Source organism: Oscillatoria sp. CS-180 (assembly GCF_028330965.1).
GTDB lineage: Bacteria > Cyanobacteriota > Cyanobacteriia > Phormidesmidales > Phormidesmidaceae > Halomicronema.
Map to the genome: position 1 here is coordinate 1 of NZ_JAQMUB010000053.1, position 14,059 is coordinate 14,059.

16 protein-coding genes are annotated in these 14,059 nt (G+C 50.6%); 10 read left to right on the forward strand and 6 right to left on the reverse strand.

The genetic code is table 11. The features are described from left to right. Positions 1 to 426 precede the first annotated feature (426 nt). A complete protein-coding gene (gene trmFO / locus PN498_RS13105; protein WP_272063254.1) occupies positions 427 to 1,803 on the reverse strand; it encodes an FADH(2)-oxidizing methylenetetrahydrofolate--tRNA-(uracil(54)-C(5))-methyltransferase TrmFO in 1,377 nt (458 codons plus the stop codon). Positions 1,804 to 1,891: 88 nt separating this feature from the next. On the opposite strand from trmFO, the gene PN498_RS13110 reads away from it, so the two are divergent. From PN498_RS13110 to PN498_RS13125, 4 genes are all read left to right on the forward strand, one after another. Further along, on the forward strand, positions 1,892 to 2,389 hold the full coding sequence (locus PN498_RS13110; protein WP_272063255.1) for an ureidoglycolate lyase: 498 nt from the start codon (positions 1,892 to 1,894) through the stop codon (positions 2,387 to 2,389). After that, on the forward strand, positions 2,389 to 2,673 hold the full coding sequence (locus tag PN498_RS13115) for a YciI family protein (RefSeq protein ID WP_442951420.1): 285 nt from the start codon (positions 2,389 to 2,391) through the stop codon (positions 2,671 to 2,673). Before PN498_RS13110 ends, PN498_RS13115 begins: the two co-directional genes overlap by 1 nt. 137 nt (positions 2,674 to 2,810) lie before the next feature. Further along, positions 2,811 to 3,005 carry a hypothetical protein gene (locus tag PN498_RS13120; RefSeq protein WP_272063256.1) on the forward strand — a complete coding sequence of 65 codons (195 nt, stop codon included), beginning with the start codon at positions 2,811 to 2,813 and terminating at the stop codon, positions 3,003 to 3,005. 10 nt (positions 3,006 to 3,015) lie between these two features. Further along, positions 3,016 to 3,192, forward strand: a complete 177-nt coding sequence (locus PN498_RS13125) for a hypothetical protein (RefSeq protein ID WP_272063257.1) — start codon at positions 3,016 to 3,018, stop codon at positions 3,190 to 3,192. Positions 3,193 to 3,396: 204 nt separating this feature from the next. On the opposite strand, the gene PN498_RS13130 is transcribed toward PN498_RS13125, so the two are convergent. Continuing rightward, positions 3,397 to 3,594, reverse strand: a complete 198-nt coding sequence (locus PN498_RS13130; RefSeq protein WP_272063258.1) for a hypothetical protein — start codon at positions 3,592 to 3,594, stop codon at positions 3,397 to 3,399. Positions 3,595 to 4,114: 520 nt separating this feature from the next. Between PN498_RS13130 and PN498_RS13135 the strand changes: the two genes are divergently transcribed. The 4 genes from PN498_RS13135 to PN498_RS13150 all read left to right on the forward strand — a co-directional run bounded on the left by PN498_RS13135 (position 4,115) and on the right by PN498_RS13150 (position 7,068). After that, positions 4,115 to 4,531, forward strand: a complete 417-nt coding sequence (locus PN498_RS13135) for a hypothetical protein (RefSeq protein WP_272063259.1) — start codon at positions 4,115 to 4,117, stop codon at positions 4,529 to 4,531. Between the two features lie 101 nt (positions 4,532 to 4,632). Then, positions 4,633 to 5,541, forward strand: a complete 909-nt coding sequence (locus PN498_RS13140) for a DMT family transporter (protein ID WP_272063260.1) — start codon at positions 4,633 to 4,635, stop codon at positions 5,539 to 5,541. 164 nt (positions 5,542 to 5,705) lie between these two features. Then, positions 5,706 to 6,101: a peptide-methionine (R)-S-oxide reductase MsrB gene (gene msrB / locus PN498_RS13145; RefSeq protein WP_272063261.1), complete on the forward strand. Its 396-nt coding sequence runs from the start codon at positions 5,706 to 5,708 to the stop codon at positions 6,099 to 6,101. A gap of 139 nt (positions 6,102 to 6,240) precedes the next feature. Then, positions 6,241 to 7,068 (forward strand): alpha/beta fold hydrolase, encoded by an 828-nt coding sequence (locus tag PN498_RS13150; protein ID WP_272063262.1) that lies wholly within the window; start codon positions 6,241 to 6,243, stop codon positions 7,066 to 7,068. Here PN498_RS13150 and chrA read toward each other — a convergent pair. Together chrA and PN498_RS13160 are read right to left on the reverse strand one after the other, a co-directional pair. Beyond that, positions 7,043 to 8,284, reverse strand: coding sequence for a chromate efflux transporter (gene chrA, locus PN498_RS13155; protein ID WP_272063263.1), 1,242 nt, complete (start codon positions 8,282 to 8,284; stop codon positions 7,043 to 7,045). The genes PN498_RS13150 and chrA overlap by 26 nt on opposite strands. 466 nt (positions 8,285 to 8,750) lie before the next feature. Next, entirely contained in the window at positions 8,751 to 9,197 is a 447-nt protein-coding gene (locus PN498_RS13160) for a GNAT family N-acetyltransferase (protein ID WP_272063264.1), read from the reverse strand. Positions 9,198 to 9,478: 281 nt separating this feature from the next. On the opposite strand from PN498_RS13160, the gene PN498_RS13165 reads away from it, so the two are divergent. Beyond that, entirely contained in the window at positions 9,479 to 10,462 is a 984-nt protein-coding gene (locus PN498_RS13165; protein ID WP_272063265.1) for a LysR family transcriptional regulator, read from the forward strand. Positions 10,463 to 10,609: 147 nt separating this feature from the next. Here PN498_RS13165 and PN498_RS13170 read toward each other — a convergent pair whose 3' ends face one another. After that, entirely contained in the window at positions 10,610 to 11,716 is a 1,107-nt protein-coding gene (locus PN498_RS13170; RefSeq protein WP_272063266.1) for a Gfo/Idh/MocA family protein, read from the reverse strand. A gap of 166 nt (positions 11,717 to 11,882) precedes the next feature. On the opposite strand from PN498_RS13170, the gene cysS reads away from it, so the two are divergent. Continuing rightward, a complete protein-coding gene (gene cysS, locus PN498_RS13175) occupies positions 11,883 to 13,361 on the forward strand; it encodes a cysteine--tRNA ligase (protein WP_272063267.1) in 1,479 nt (492 codons plus the stop codon). A 156-nt stretch (positions 13,362 to 13,517) separates the two neighbouring features. Here the strand turns inward: cysS and tnpA are convergent, their stop codons facing one another. Then, the gene (gene tnpA / locus PN498_RS13180) at positions 13,518 to 13,937 is read right to left on the reverse strand and encodes an IS200/IS605 family transposase (protein WP_272063268.1); all 420 of its coding nucleotides are present in this window, start codon (positions 13,935 to 13,937) and stop codon (positions 13,518 to 13,520) included. Positions 13,938 to 14,059: the final 122 nt, after the last annotated feature.

The window sequence follows — 14,059 nt, forward strand, 5'->3', positions numbered from 1 at the left end:
GGTTGGAATCCCCGAAGATTCAGCCGCCCTTAGACGAAGCGCTTCGGTAGGGCAGCCTAAAATAGGCAAAGCCTGTACGACAGCTGTGGTCTGTCTATGGGTTAGGCGCTGGTTTGTGTGCCATCACTTGCCAGTGCCGCCGACTCAATTTTCGGGGAAGCAAGCTGCACGGATGCAGCTATGGTTGCTGATGATAATTCATTTGATCCCCCAGAGCAACCGTGCTGTTCGACTTAGGAAATTTCTGAAAATATAGCCCTGTGCAGCTTGATCCAGTCCGTCTCAATGTCTTAAAAGATCAGAAAATGGGATGTGCTTAACTCAAATGCATGCTGCTTAAAAATACTCGGCTGCGGTGCATTACACTGCGCTAATGACACCACAGCAGCGGTAAATTTTTTCCTGGAGTTTCCCTTATTCAGTCATTTACCCAACAGCTTCCAAGGCTTTGGAGTGCAGTCTCACACCGTAGTGCTGGGACCAAGTGGAGAGATCGGCGAGGGCGCGATCGCGATATTGTCCGTAGCGCTCTCGCTTATTGCGAATTTTGGTGGGTAGGGATGGCAGAATGCCGAAGTTAGGCGGCATCGGTTGGAAGTGTTTGGGTTCCGCCGAACTGATGAAGTCAATGAGTGCACCCATCATAGTTGTGACTGGAAGGGTAACCGGATCCTGCCCCAAGGCAATTCGGGCCGCGTTAGTGCCTGCTAGCCAACCGCCCGCCGTTGCCGCTGTGTAGCCTTCGGTGCCGACGAGCTGTCCCGCCGCTAGCAACGTAGGCCGTTGGTGAAACTGTAGCGCGGCGCTGAGCAACTCTGGAGAATTGATGAATGTGTTGCGGTGCATCACACCCATGCGAACGAACTCAGCAGTCTCCAGTCCGGGGATCAACCGAAAGACGCGCTTTTGTTCTCCCCAGCGCAAATTCGTTTGGAAGCCAACCATGTTCCACAAGTTGCCCTGCTTGTCTTCCTGACGCAGCTGCACCACTGCATAGGGCTTCTTGTCTTTATTTTGGGGATCTTTGAAGTGTCCAAAACGGGCGTCGAACAGGCCCACGGGCTTTAGGGGACCATAGCGCATGGTGTCTTCTCCTCGACGCGCCATTTCTTCAATCGGGAGGCACGCTTCGAAGAATTTGGCGGTCTCGCGCTCGAAATCCTTAAGTTCCGCCTGTTCCGCTGCACACAGGGTTTGCCAAAAGTGGAGATACTGCTCTCGGTTCATCGGGCAGTTCAAATAGGCGGCTTCGCCGCGATCGTACCGAGACGCCATGAAAGCAACATCGCGGTTGATGCTCTCACCGACAACAATTGGGCTAGCGGCATCAAAAAAGCTCATGTAAGCCCGTCCGGTGAAGCGCTGCAAGTCTTCAGAGAGAGAGTTGCTGGTTAAGGGACCCGTGGTCAACACGGCGATCCCCTCGTCGGGAATGCGGTGTACTTCATCTCGCCGCAGCTCAATCAGAGGATGACTCGCTAACGTCTCAGTCAGGTCGCGACTGAAGATGGCCCGGTCTACTGCTAAGGCACCTCCGGCAGGAACTTGATGCTCGTCGGCTTTACCAATGACCACGGAACCTAATCGCCTTAGTTCCTCGTGCAAAAGCCCTGATGCCCGATCGCTCGACTGGGCCCCAAAGGAATTGCTACAGACTAACTCCGCCAAATGTTCGCTGTGGTGAGCGGGCGATCGCCGCTCGGGTCGCATCTCATGCAGAATCACAGGAACCCCTGCCTGGGCAATCTGCCAGGTTGCTTCGGTTCCCGCCAGACCGCCGCCAATGACATGTATCGGTTGCATTGTAATCAGAGTTAAGGGCTTCAGCTTTTCTAGGATAGCGGAGGTCAGGAAGCACGGTAAATTGAGGAGGATGCGTTCTGGATCTACAATGACCGCTCCGTCAATTACCCTCAAGTCTCTCAAGGCCGAACCGATTACCCCAGAAGCCTTTGCGCCTTTTGGACAGGTCATTTTTGCTTCTGAAGATGGTGCTTTGTACGGACCAGAGGATGCTCAACTTAAATTAGACGAAGGCATTCCTCGGTTCTATATCATGCGGTTGAAGTCCAGGAGTCTCTCATTCCATGCGATTACTCGCCATCAGTGCTGTACTCAGTGCTTAGGATCGTTGGCGGGTGCCGAGTGGTTCATGGGGGTTGCTCCTCCTGGAGATGCCGAAGACCCTGATCCCGACTCGATTCGAGCATTTCAGATTCCAGGTAACTGCTTCATCAAAATGCACGTCGGCACTTGGCACGCGGGTCCCCTCTTCACCACCCCTGCCGTTGATTTCTATAATTTGGAGCTGAGCGATACTAATATTGTTGACCACCAAACCTGTCATTTGCGATCGCGCTTCCGTTTAGAATTTGAAATCGTGGTGTGATGGCAGGGAAGAACATGGCAAAATTTGTGGTGTGGGGCAGCTATTGTGAGAATGCGCTGGAGAAGCGATCGCCCTATCGAGCAGATCATTTAGAAGGACTTCAGTCTCAAAAAGATAGCGGCACTCTTGTTGCCTTAGGGCCTACCGTGGATAACACCAAAGTATTTGGCATCTACGAAGCAGAGGACGAAGCGACTGTCCGTCAGCTCGTAGAAAATGATCCGTACTGGAAAAACGGTATTTGGACAGACTATGAAGTCTACGCTTGGAATCAGGTTTTCTAGCGGTTTCAAGCTTCGCAAAAGAGTAGATTACGGCTGTCAAGTGCAGTCCAAGCGCTGAGCTTGAGATTGTGAGGAAACTCCCGATTTAGTATTGTCGCGTGGCACAATAGGGGCGCTTCCAGATTTATCCAGAACCTATGCGTGGGAACTCCAACAATCTAGCCATCATGATCGTGCTCAACATTGTCGGCGTCATGCTGGTTTTGGGTGCACTTATTTTGATCTTGCGAGGTATCGGACTGGTTAAGGACATTCCGGAGTATGTTGTTTGGGCACTCCTGTTGCTTTCCCTCGGTGTCGGTATTCTAGGCGGCATTCGGACCGCTCGATGAGGAATTCGTGATGAAGCAGTTATCAATACCCAGTCAAATATTTTTGGGGCTGCTGATTTTGACTGTGCTGGTGTGGCTCCTGCGGGGACTGACAATCCTGTCGTTCATCCCCGGCATTACCCTGTGGATATTGCTACTGCTGACGATTGGCTCAGGCGTGATTACTAGCCTGCAACGGATTCGTTGAGCGACTGGTCATGGATGCCACGACGACATTTGCAACTTTGAAAAGGGTTGTTGCAAATCCCAGGATTTGTTTGATGGATAAACTAAACGTCTAGTAAACGTGACTAAACCCTGGGATTGTGGAACGAAAACATGGCGATCGCCATTCCTTTTGAAATAGTCAAAAACGCTGGAGTTCTTCCTGAGTGAAGAATAATGTCACCTCCTAATGGGCTGCCTCAACAGGCACCGCACTGTCTGGAGAAAACAGAACGACAAAGGTAGAGCTGGGTGTTTGACGGCGCAAAAACTGTGCCCGCGCATCAGCATCCTGATAACGACGAAAGCGATCAACAACAACCCGCTTCATTTCAGGAAGTTGGCGAACGATACACCAGGGACGGAGTTTAGTTTCGTAAGTCATTGTTTTTACCAAATAAAGAACGATGGATTGAGCAGAACTAGCGCGATACGTTTGGTCAAAATCGTCACCACAATCGGTGCAGAGGCAGAGGGCTGTAGCTAAAGGCAGAAGGATGAGGGCAGAATCGATCCCCTATCGGGTTAGGTTCTAGCGTTCTCAACTGTTCCAATTCTGCTAGCTACAGCACGATACCCAGCTACGATCCGGTAATACAGACTTATGACACAGCAATTAAACGTGCCTCACGCAGCGAAGACACGAAGAGTAGATGACCCTACCGTTATCGATAAGGTGGAGATGCCATCAACCCCATGAGGGAGCGATCGCGTCCATCACCTTGTAGCAAGACCAAGACTGACAAATCGAACTGACACTCGTGATAGAAAATTCGCTAATTTTTCAAGCCGCTATCTAGAGTGTTCGACTAAGACGTTAACACCAAAACACTAAATGAGGATATCTTTTTTGCGATGTACACAAAATGTAGCGCTTTCCTCAGCGAGGACTCTTTGGTTTTGACTTGCAGAGCATCCAGGATTCTTTATTATTGCCACAAGCGATCGCACTTACCCTCTCAAAACCTGTGGAAGACGATAAAGATCTGACTGAAGGCCCCGAGACCGAAAAGCCTAAGCGAAAACCCCGTGCTAAGCGCAGCAAGAAACCTGCTGCTCCGATGCCTGCGCTGCCGCCTGCGTCCTCTGCCGTCAGCGGCATCTACAAAGTGCAAATCTTTTATCTTGCTGCCCGCAACACCAACCCCAAAGCCCCTGTCAAGGATGCGCTGTGGTTTGCAACCTATCCCATCATTCCGCGAGTGGGTGATTGCCTCTTCCACGACGGCATCTATTACCAAGTCGAGCGTGTCTTTCTTTATGAAAATATGGGACCTGGCTGGTATGCCGATATTGAGGTGACGTTTTATGGGCGTCGGTGAGGGGATGTGAAAGCGGGGAAATGAGGGAGTGGGAAGTGAGGAAGCGGGAGGGTGGGGGAATATCGCTATAGTTCAGGCATTCAATAAATACGGGTGAAATTTTGAGAGGCGAAGTTGCTGCTCTGACCGCTGCTTTTTTATGGGCGGTATCGACGGTCATTTTTGGGCGTTTGGGTAAATCGATCAGTCCATTGGTCTTGAATTTAGCAAAGGGATGTGTGGCGATCGCTCTCATCAGCCTGACTTTGGTGCTCCGTCCTAACGTTCAGCCGGAACTGTCGGCTACCGCTACTTTTTGGTTATTGCTGAGTGGTGCAATTGGTATCGGACTGGGAGATACGGCTTATTTCAAGGCGATCAACGGGCTGGGAGCACGGCGGGCATTGCTGATGGAATCGCTGGCACCCCCGCTAGCGGCGCTGATTGCTCTGTTTTTTCTAGAGGAGCGGTTAGGAACGATCGCGTGGTTGGGAATCGTTTTCACGTTACTGGGAGTGGCGTGGGTTATTTCTGAGCGGGTCCCAGCTAGTGATGTCGCTAGTGATGTCGTGAATAGCGTAGCGAGTCCCAATTTGCGGTGGGGGGTGATCTGGGGCCTTTTGGCAGCGCTGGGTCAGGCCAGTGGAGCCGTGATGTCGAGAGGTGTTCTTGCCGATACAGCCATTGATCCCCTGTGGAGCGGTTTTCTCAGAATTGCGGCGGGATTAGCTGTGCTGGTGGTGCTGATGGGCTGGCGAGGTCAAGTCGGGGATCAGTTGCGCCCGCTGCGATCACGGCAGCTGATCCCCGTCATCATCATCGCTGCTTTCTTTGGCACTTACCTCGCGATTTGGCTACAGCAAATTTCATTCAAGTACACGCCCGCAGGGATCGCTCAGGCTCTCTTGGCAACGAGTCCTCTGTTCGTGCTGCCGATTGCCGCTACATTGGGTGATCGTGTTACCGGGCGGGCTGTTTTAGGCGTGCTGGTTGCGATCGGTGGCATCTGGCTGTTGATTAGCACCACCTAGTCCCTGGACTCCTAGGCCCTCCGTTTCTTCGAAATACTGAATCTTTCCTCTAGAATTGTTACAGTTGCTTTACGTTACGATAGAGAAGCCTTGAATGCTTCTCTTGTTGGTGCCCAAGCGGACTGCTGGAGAACATCAATCTTTTAGACATTCCAATAATTATCATGGTTCAGAAGGTCAAAAAAACAAATAAAGAATGGCGCGAGCAGCTTAATTCTGAGCAGTATCACGTCACTCGTGAAAAGGGGACTGAGCGAGCGTTTACTGGTGCTTATCACGACAATAAAGAGAGTGGTGTCTATAAGTGCATTTGCTGCGGTACAGAATTGTTTAAGTCCGACGAAAAGTTTGATTCTGGTACAGGCTGGCCGAGCTTCTGGGCACCTGCTAAGGATGAAAATGTCGAAACTAAGAACGATTTCAGCCTCTTTATGATTCGTACTGAGGTGTTGTGTGCCGTTTGTGACGCGCATCTGGGACATGTTTTCAACGATGGACCAGCCCCGACGGGCAAGCGCTACTGCATCAATTCTGCATCTCTAGATTTTGAGAAGAAGTAGTTCATACCCCTCGCAGGATAGACTCTAATCTCGGCAGATCGTGGGGAGCCGCGATCGCCGAGATTAGGCAGAATTTTGGCAGTCTTACCCTGATCAAACTTTGTAAAACGTTTTGACGCCAGGCTTGCTGGGGAACGTGATGAAGCTACACGTAGAACTTAAAGGCAGCGGTTTTCCGATTCTCTGCTTGCATGGGCATCCCGGCAGTGGGAGCTGCATGACTGTTTTTACAGAAACGCTGTCTCAGCGGTTTATGACGATCGCGCCCGACCTACGAGGATATGGCAAAAGCAGTACTCAAAAGCCTTTTGCGATGACCGATCATCTTGAGGATCTGGTGGAGCTATTGGATTCGCTCAAGATTGAACAATGCATCATTTTAGGGTGGTCTTTGGGCGGCATTCTCGCAATGGAGTTGGCGCTGCGCTGTCCTCAACGGGTGGAGGGACTCATCTTGCTAGGGACAGCGGCACGACCTCGCGGAAGTCATCCTCCAATCACCTGGCAGGACAATGCACTGACAGGCATTGCGTCTATTGTGAATCGTGTGGTGCCGGGCTGGCAGTGGAATATTGATGCCTTTGGACGACGATCGCTCTATCGCTATCTGATTCAGCAGCACACGCCTGCGGCCTACCATCGGCTAGCCGATGAAGCCTTTCCAGCCTTTCTGCAAACGTCGAAATTTGCTCATGACGCCCTCAATCGCGCATTGAGACAGGGCTATGATCGCTTGCCAAATTTGTCGGCAATCTCGGTACCCACGCTAGTGCTGTGTGGAGAATGCGATCGCCACATCACGGCTAAATCCAGCCAGGAAACGGCTCGTCATCTTAAGATAAATACCCTGAAAACCTACCCTAGTACTGCTCATCTGTTTCCGTGGGAAATTCCAGATGAGGTCATGACGGACATTCAGGACTGGCTGACAAATCATTTTGCTAAATCAGCCCGCTGCCAGGAATGATCCCGATGAGGAGGCCAATCAGTCCGCCTGCTAGCACCAATTGCCAGGTGGGTAATTTGAAGCGAATCAGGGCTGCTAGCGAGATAAGCGCGATCGCTCCGGCAATGATCGTTAATCCCAGATTGGGCTGCTGGAAGATGGCGGTTTGGGTAAGGGGAATGGCGGCGGCAGCGATCGCCCCCAGTACTGCCGGACGAACCGCTTTGAGAAACGCCTGCACCCAGAGATTTTGACGTAGGCGCAATAGCAAAGGTGCCCCCGCCATAATGAACAGGAATGATGGCGTGAAAATACCAATGCTGGCAACCAAGGATCCCAACACGCCTGCCACCTTGAAACCGACAAAGGCGGCGGTTAAAACTACGGGGCCTGGACTGAGTTGTCCGATGGCAATGCCGTTGAGAAATTCATTGCGGGTGAGCCAATGCAGGTTGTCCACGACCTGAAATTCCAGCAGCGGGATGATGACCAGTCCACCGCCGAAGATGAACGTTCCGGTTCTGAAAAAGAAACTCAGCAGGGGCCAAAAGTAAGCGCCGATGCGCTCCAATCCCCAGAAGCTTGACAGAGCTAACACCTCTGTTGAGGTCACAGCTAGAGGCATGCCAGCCATTAATCCCAGAGGCATCCAAATCGGTTGTGGGGTGCCTGTCTGCTGAGGTCGATAGACAATAAGGCCGGTCGCGCCTGCTATGACGAATGCTAGCAAGGGACTCAAACCGCCTAAGCCAACAGCCAGACCAGCGGCGATCGCGATCGCAATGCCTATCCAATCATGAATCGACTTTTTCCCAAGCTTCCAACAAAATCCGAGGATGATGGCAATCATTACGGGTGAGATGCCGAAGAAGATCGCTTCCAGTTGGGGCAGCGCTTGAAAACGAAAGTAGGCCCAGGAGAGCGCTATCACAATTAGGAATGCAGGCGCAATAAACGCAATGCCCGCAACTAGAGCGCCAATTTGCCCTGCTCGGATATAGCCTAAGTAAATGCCCATCTGTGTGGATGCGGGGCCTGGTAACATCTCGCAAATCGCGAGTCCGTCCCCAAACTGATCTTGAGTTAGCCACTCACGGCGCACAACGGCTTCGTCGTTCTGCATGGCAATGTGGGCTTGAGGGCCACCAAAACCAATGCATCCCAAACGACCAAAGATTCGTATGAGTTCTTGAAGACGGTCTTTTAGGGGAACAGAGGTAGCGTTTGCAGATGACATAAGACCTCAACAGGGAAACAAAGACCAGACCTCCGCAGCTCTCCACGTTGCCCCAAACCTTCAGGAGCTTTCTGAAGGCAGTTCTCTTAGAATTTGGTGGTGGGACTAAAACTCGGTAAGTCCTGTCTTTATTATTGAAGGTAAAGGAGCATTTCCCTAGATATCTAAAACACATTTCGTCGATAGCACAGCCTTTTGAGTTTTCGCTAGTTGGAAATCATGCCGATTCTCGATTTTGAATTTTCGATTGCAGACTTGAGAACATCGAATGAGTAACTGAATAGCAACGCTTTTAGCCCCAAAATCTAACTCTGGACGAGAAAATGGGTAAGTAAGTCGCCGCATTTAGGACAACCTACTGATAAGCAGATCTCCAAAGAATTTACCGCTGGTGGGGGGTTACTAGCGCAGCGTAATGCACCACAGGCGGGTATTTTTATTCTCAGAAATCTCCTAAGTACTCGTTTCACTGTCTCAAGACAAGACCCACTGCGGCAAACTCTTCATTCCCTTCCAGCTGGCCTTCAATGCGCTCTACGACCTTGAAACCTTCAGAAAGATAAAGCTTTAAAGCGGGTCGATTACCCTCGAGCAGCTCAATGGTCATTGTCGGTGCTGAGTTGGCAACGGCATGTTGAAGCAACGCACGCCCTACACCGTTTCGGTAGCATTTAGGGTCAACATAAAGCCAAGTGAGTTCTTCATCGTTATAGGCAACAAATCCCTGCACAACAGCATCGACCTCTGCCACAAAAAGATTGCCATCAAAAAGCCCCTCATTCTCAGCCGTCTGTTCGAGCGTCAGGAAGGCATCTGTCCCGACGGTTAAACCTAATTCATCAAGGCGAGACGCATCATGTATCTTGCACAACCTAGACCAGTCAGTGGATTGATAAGGACGAATATGGATCATACTTAACCTCTCAACGTTCAATTCCTCAGCTCTGTGAGGACAGCAGCAACTCATAGCGGCTTATCTTTTGTAGTACTACATATACTACAAAAGATGTTGATCGGTAGATAAGTCTGCCAGTTTCGTGGAAAGTACTAGACAAAAAAGCGTCATCCTAAAAGGGATTCAGAATATTCTTATGTAAAAGCAACATTACTATAGATATTGAGCACAAAAATATGACAATTCGATAGAATCCGGTCTATGATGGCAGTGACCTATATGTGGGGGAATTTAGACCGTTGTTTCATGCAACGCTACACCAACTCAAAGTTTTTGAAGCAACTGCCCGTCACGGTAGCTTCACCCGCGCAGCAGAAGAACTCTATCTAACGCAACCGACAGTATCCATTCAAGTCAAGCAGTTAACCAAAGCGGTCGGTTTGCCCTTATTCGAGCAGATTGGCAAACGGCTATATCTTACTCAAGCAGGTCAGCAACTGCTAGAAACTTGTCAAAAAGTCTTCGAAGGCCTTGATCAATTTGAGATGGCGATCGCCGACATCAAAGGCATGAAGCAGGGACAGTTGAGAATTGCAGTCATTACAACTGCTAAGTATTTTGTCCCTCGTCTGTTAGGTCCCTTTTGCCAACGCTTTCCAGGAATTGATATCTCGCTGAAGGTGACAAACCACCAGCATATTCAAGAGCGTATGGTCAATAATGAAGACGATTTATACATTATTAGTCAGGCTCCAGAGCAACCTGATCTCAAGATTCATCCTTTTCTAGAGAACCCTTTGGTTGTCATCGCCCCTAAAAATCATCCTCTAGTTGGCAAAAAGAATATTCCCATCCAGGCTCTCAATGGTGAAGCGTTCATCATGCGGGAACCGGGATCAGGAACCCGTCAGGCAATTCAGTCGCTATTGGAAGAGCACGACGTTGACGTCAAAGTTCGCCTAGAGCTAGGAAGCAACGAAGCGATCAAGCAAGCGATCGCTGGGGGGCTGGGCATTTCAGTGCTGTCGGTACACACCATTATCTCTGAAGGCACTCACGGCGAATTTGCCATTCTTGATGTCGAGCATTTCCCCATTGAGCGTCACTGGTATGTGGCAAGTTTGGGCGGAAAGCAGCTTTCGGTAGTTGCTGATACCTTCTTAAAGTACCTGCTGGAGGAAAGTCACGACATGGCCCAAAAGCTGCTACCAGGCATTCAGCTAGCAGCACCAAAACCGGACAATAACGGCAGTCGCGAGCCTGCTCTACAATCGACGCAGTAGGACTGCTAGGGCGTCACGTCATAAGTGGAGGGTTTTGATTCAGATTCGAACTTCAGGGGATCTCCGGGAAAGAATTTACCGCTGATAGGGTGCCATTAGCGCAGCGTAATGCACCGCAGCTGGATATTTTTATTGTTAGAAATCCCCTTAAGTTCTCAAATCTGAGTCGCGAGAATTCTCCACCCAGCTTCCTCGATTGTTCGATTCATGAGCTAAATCCATCAGCAGCTGTGAGTACACACCCTCAGTAATTGAAGGAGCCTTAGGTTCACCTTGGTCAATACAGTTGACCCAGTGATCGACTACTCGGACAAACGGTGCAATGCGACCGTCATCGTAAGTTTTTGGGAACGCGATCGCGTCAGGTACAGCAATTTCTTCCAATGAGTTGCTCCCTTGAGCACCCCATAGTTTGAAACCGTGGACGTAATCCTTTAGATTGTCGCTTCCCAAAATTAGCGTGCCGCGATCGCCATAAACTTCAACCCAGTGGCCGCGTCCAGCATAGGTGACTGAGCTAATCGTGACCTGACAAGGCATACCGCTTGCCATCTCTAGCATTAGCGTACAGGTATCGTCCGCATCTACGGGCTTTAGCTGCCCTGTCGTCGGGTCCGGTCTCTCTGAAATCGCGGTGGTCAGATTGGCGCAAAGCCGCTTGACAGGACCAAACAGCCAAGCCAAATAATCAAACGTGTGGGAGGCAAACGCGCCCAAAGCCCCGCCTCCCTGATCTTTGCGAGCATACCAACTCCAGGCCCGTGCTGGATCAGCCCGCCCTGCCACCATCCAATCCACCTTGATTAACCGAGGTGTTCCAACAAACTCTTCTGCTAACAGCGTCGCAAAGTGCTGCCAAGCAGGGACAAAGCGAAACTCAAAATCCACGACCGCAATCTTTTTTTGCTGCTGGGCCAGAGCCTCAATTTGCTGTGCTTCTTCTACCGACAGTGCTGTCGGTTTCTCTAATAGAATGTGTTTGTTGGCTTCAAGCGCCGCGATCGCTACTGACGATCGCAAAAAAGGCGGCGTCGCAATGCTGACCGCGTCCACCTCTGGGAGCGCTACTATCTGATCGATGGTATCGCAGGCATGAGTAATGGCGTGCTGTTCTGCGATCGCCTGGGCTTTTGCTATTTCCCGATGATAGACCGCCACTAATTGGGTGCGGTGATGGGCCTGAAACCCAGGAATGTGAACCTTCTGACCAAAACCAGTGCCTACTAGCGCCACCCCTATTGCCGATTCAGCCATCAACCTCTCCTCTTCTAACGCCTAGCCAAGATTCAAAACGCTCTAAACAAATTTCAAGCAGAGAGCTCAAATCTTAACCTCGTTCATTCACTCTACTATCCTTCGCCCCTTGCCTCTTTCCCCCTATTCAGTGTTGAATCAGTCTGTGCCGTTGCCTTGAACCACCATGAGCCTCGTTCTCTACAACACCCTGACACGTCAAAAAGAACCCTTCGAACCGATAGAACCGGGCCGTGTGAGAATGTATTGCTGCGGCGTCACAGTGTACAACTATTCCCATCTGGGACATGCTCGTAGTTCAGTCGCCTGGGATGTGGTGCGGCGTTATCTAATGTGGCGAGGATACAACGTTCGGTATATTCAGAATTTCACCGATATTGACGACAAAATCCTCAATCGTGCCAAGGCCGAGAACACTTCGATGCAGACCGTAGCCGAGAAATATACGGCGGCTTACCTGGAAGATATGAAACGGCTGAATGTTCTGGAAGCCGATGAATACACCTATGCAACCAAGACCCTAGACGGTATTCAACGTTTGATTGCCGAACTAGAGCAAAAAGGGTATGCCTATCCTGCTGAGGGAGATGTGTATTACGCGGTACAAAAGTTCGAGGACTACGGCAAGCTGTCTGGGCGCAAACTAGAGGATATGCAGGCGGGGGCAAGTGGCCGTGTCAATGAGGAAGACAGCATTAAGCGATATCCCTTCGACTTCGCCCTTTGGAAGGGAGCCAAAGAAGGCGAACCCTTTTGGAAATCGCCCTGGGGACCAGGACGGCCCGGATGGCACATCGAATGCTCGGCAATGATTCGCGATCGCCTTGGTGACTCTATTGACATTCACGTCGGCGGTAGCGACCTAATTTTCCCCCATCACGAAAACGAAATTGCTCAGTCTGAAGCAGCGACAGGGCAGCCGTTATCAACCTATTGGATGCACAACGGCATGGTCAATGTCGATGGCGAGAAAATGTCAAAATCTTTGGGCAATTTCACCACAATTCGCCAGCTATTCGATTCGCCCAATGCACCTGAACCAATGGCATTGCGGCTGTTTTTGATCCAGGGGCAATACCGCAAGCCGATGGACTTTACTGATGAGGCGATCGCAGCCGTCAAGAACGGCTGGCGAACGATTTCAGACGGACTGCTGTTTGGCTATGATTACGGCAGTCAACTGGGCTGGATTGATGTTGACGACCCTGATTTTGCCAATCCTGCGGCGATGCGAATTGACCGGGAAAGCGATCCCGTTCAGCGGTTTCAAGCAGCGATGGACAATGATTTCAACACCTCAGGCGCATTGGCAGTTCTCTTTGATTTGGCTAAAAGTCTGGGGCGAGCAGGCAAACTGATCACTCACGAGGGACAAGCGGATACCGAGGCGGCAACCCTACGACAGCAATGGCAGACGCTGGTTTGTCTGTCTGAGGTACTAGGTCTCCGTGCAGACCCCATGACGCCTAATCTAGGAAATGGCCTTTCCGATGAGGCGATCGAGGCGTTGATTGCTCAGCGTAAGGCGGCCCGAGCTGCCAAGGATTTTGCAGAGAGCGATCGCATTCGTGATGAGCTGCAAGCTCAGGGAATTACCCTAATTGATAAACCTGGCGGAGTGACGGAATGGCATCGTAAAGGATGAAGGATGAGCTAAAGAGCACAATTTTGCGATGGAATTCTTCAAGTTCACGCTAGGGCCTTATGAGTTCTTTGCCTCAGTCAGACACCACCCGCAAAGCGGGTGGCTTGATGAGTGGGGCCGCCTCAAAGGCGGTCGTCCTACACCTTAGTTATCTGTTTAGAACCGCCCACTTTGCTCATTCCCTTCCTGTTCTCGAATATAACGACGCACCGTTTCTTCCTCAAAACCCACCGTTGAGACCGCATACCCTCGCGCCCAAAAGTTTTCACCGTTGAAGTTGCGCTGTTTGCCGCCAAATTGACGCGCAATGGCCAAGGCACTTTTCCCTTTGAGAAACCCGATCACCGATGAAACCGCATGTTTCGGAGGAATCGCGATGCACATATGAACATGGTCACGCATCAGATGACCTTCCAAGATGCAGCACTCCTTTTGACGAGCTAACTCATGGAAAATGCCCCCTAAATGCTGGCGAATCTCACCGAAGATCGCTTTCTTGCGATACTTCGGCACAAACACGACATGATATTTGCAGTCCCACTTAGAATGAGACAGACTTTGATACGAATTCGACATTCGTTTTCTCCTATGGTTCGACACGGTGGTGTCACCGTAGGAGGAACTTTACTGCCGGAACGCTCAAAGCTTTGCTAGTCGCACTGGTCAAACCAGTGGTTTACCTTATTGATGCTCAATTA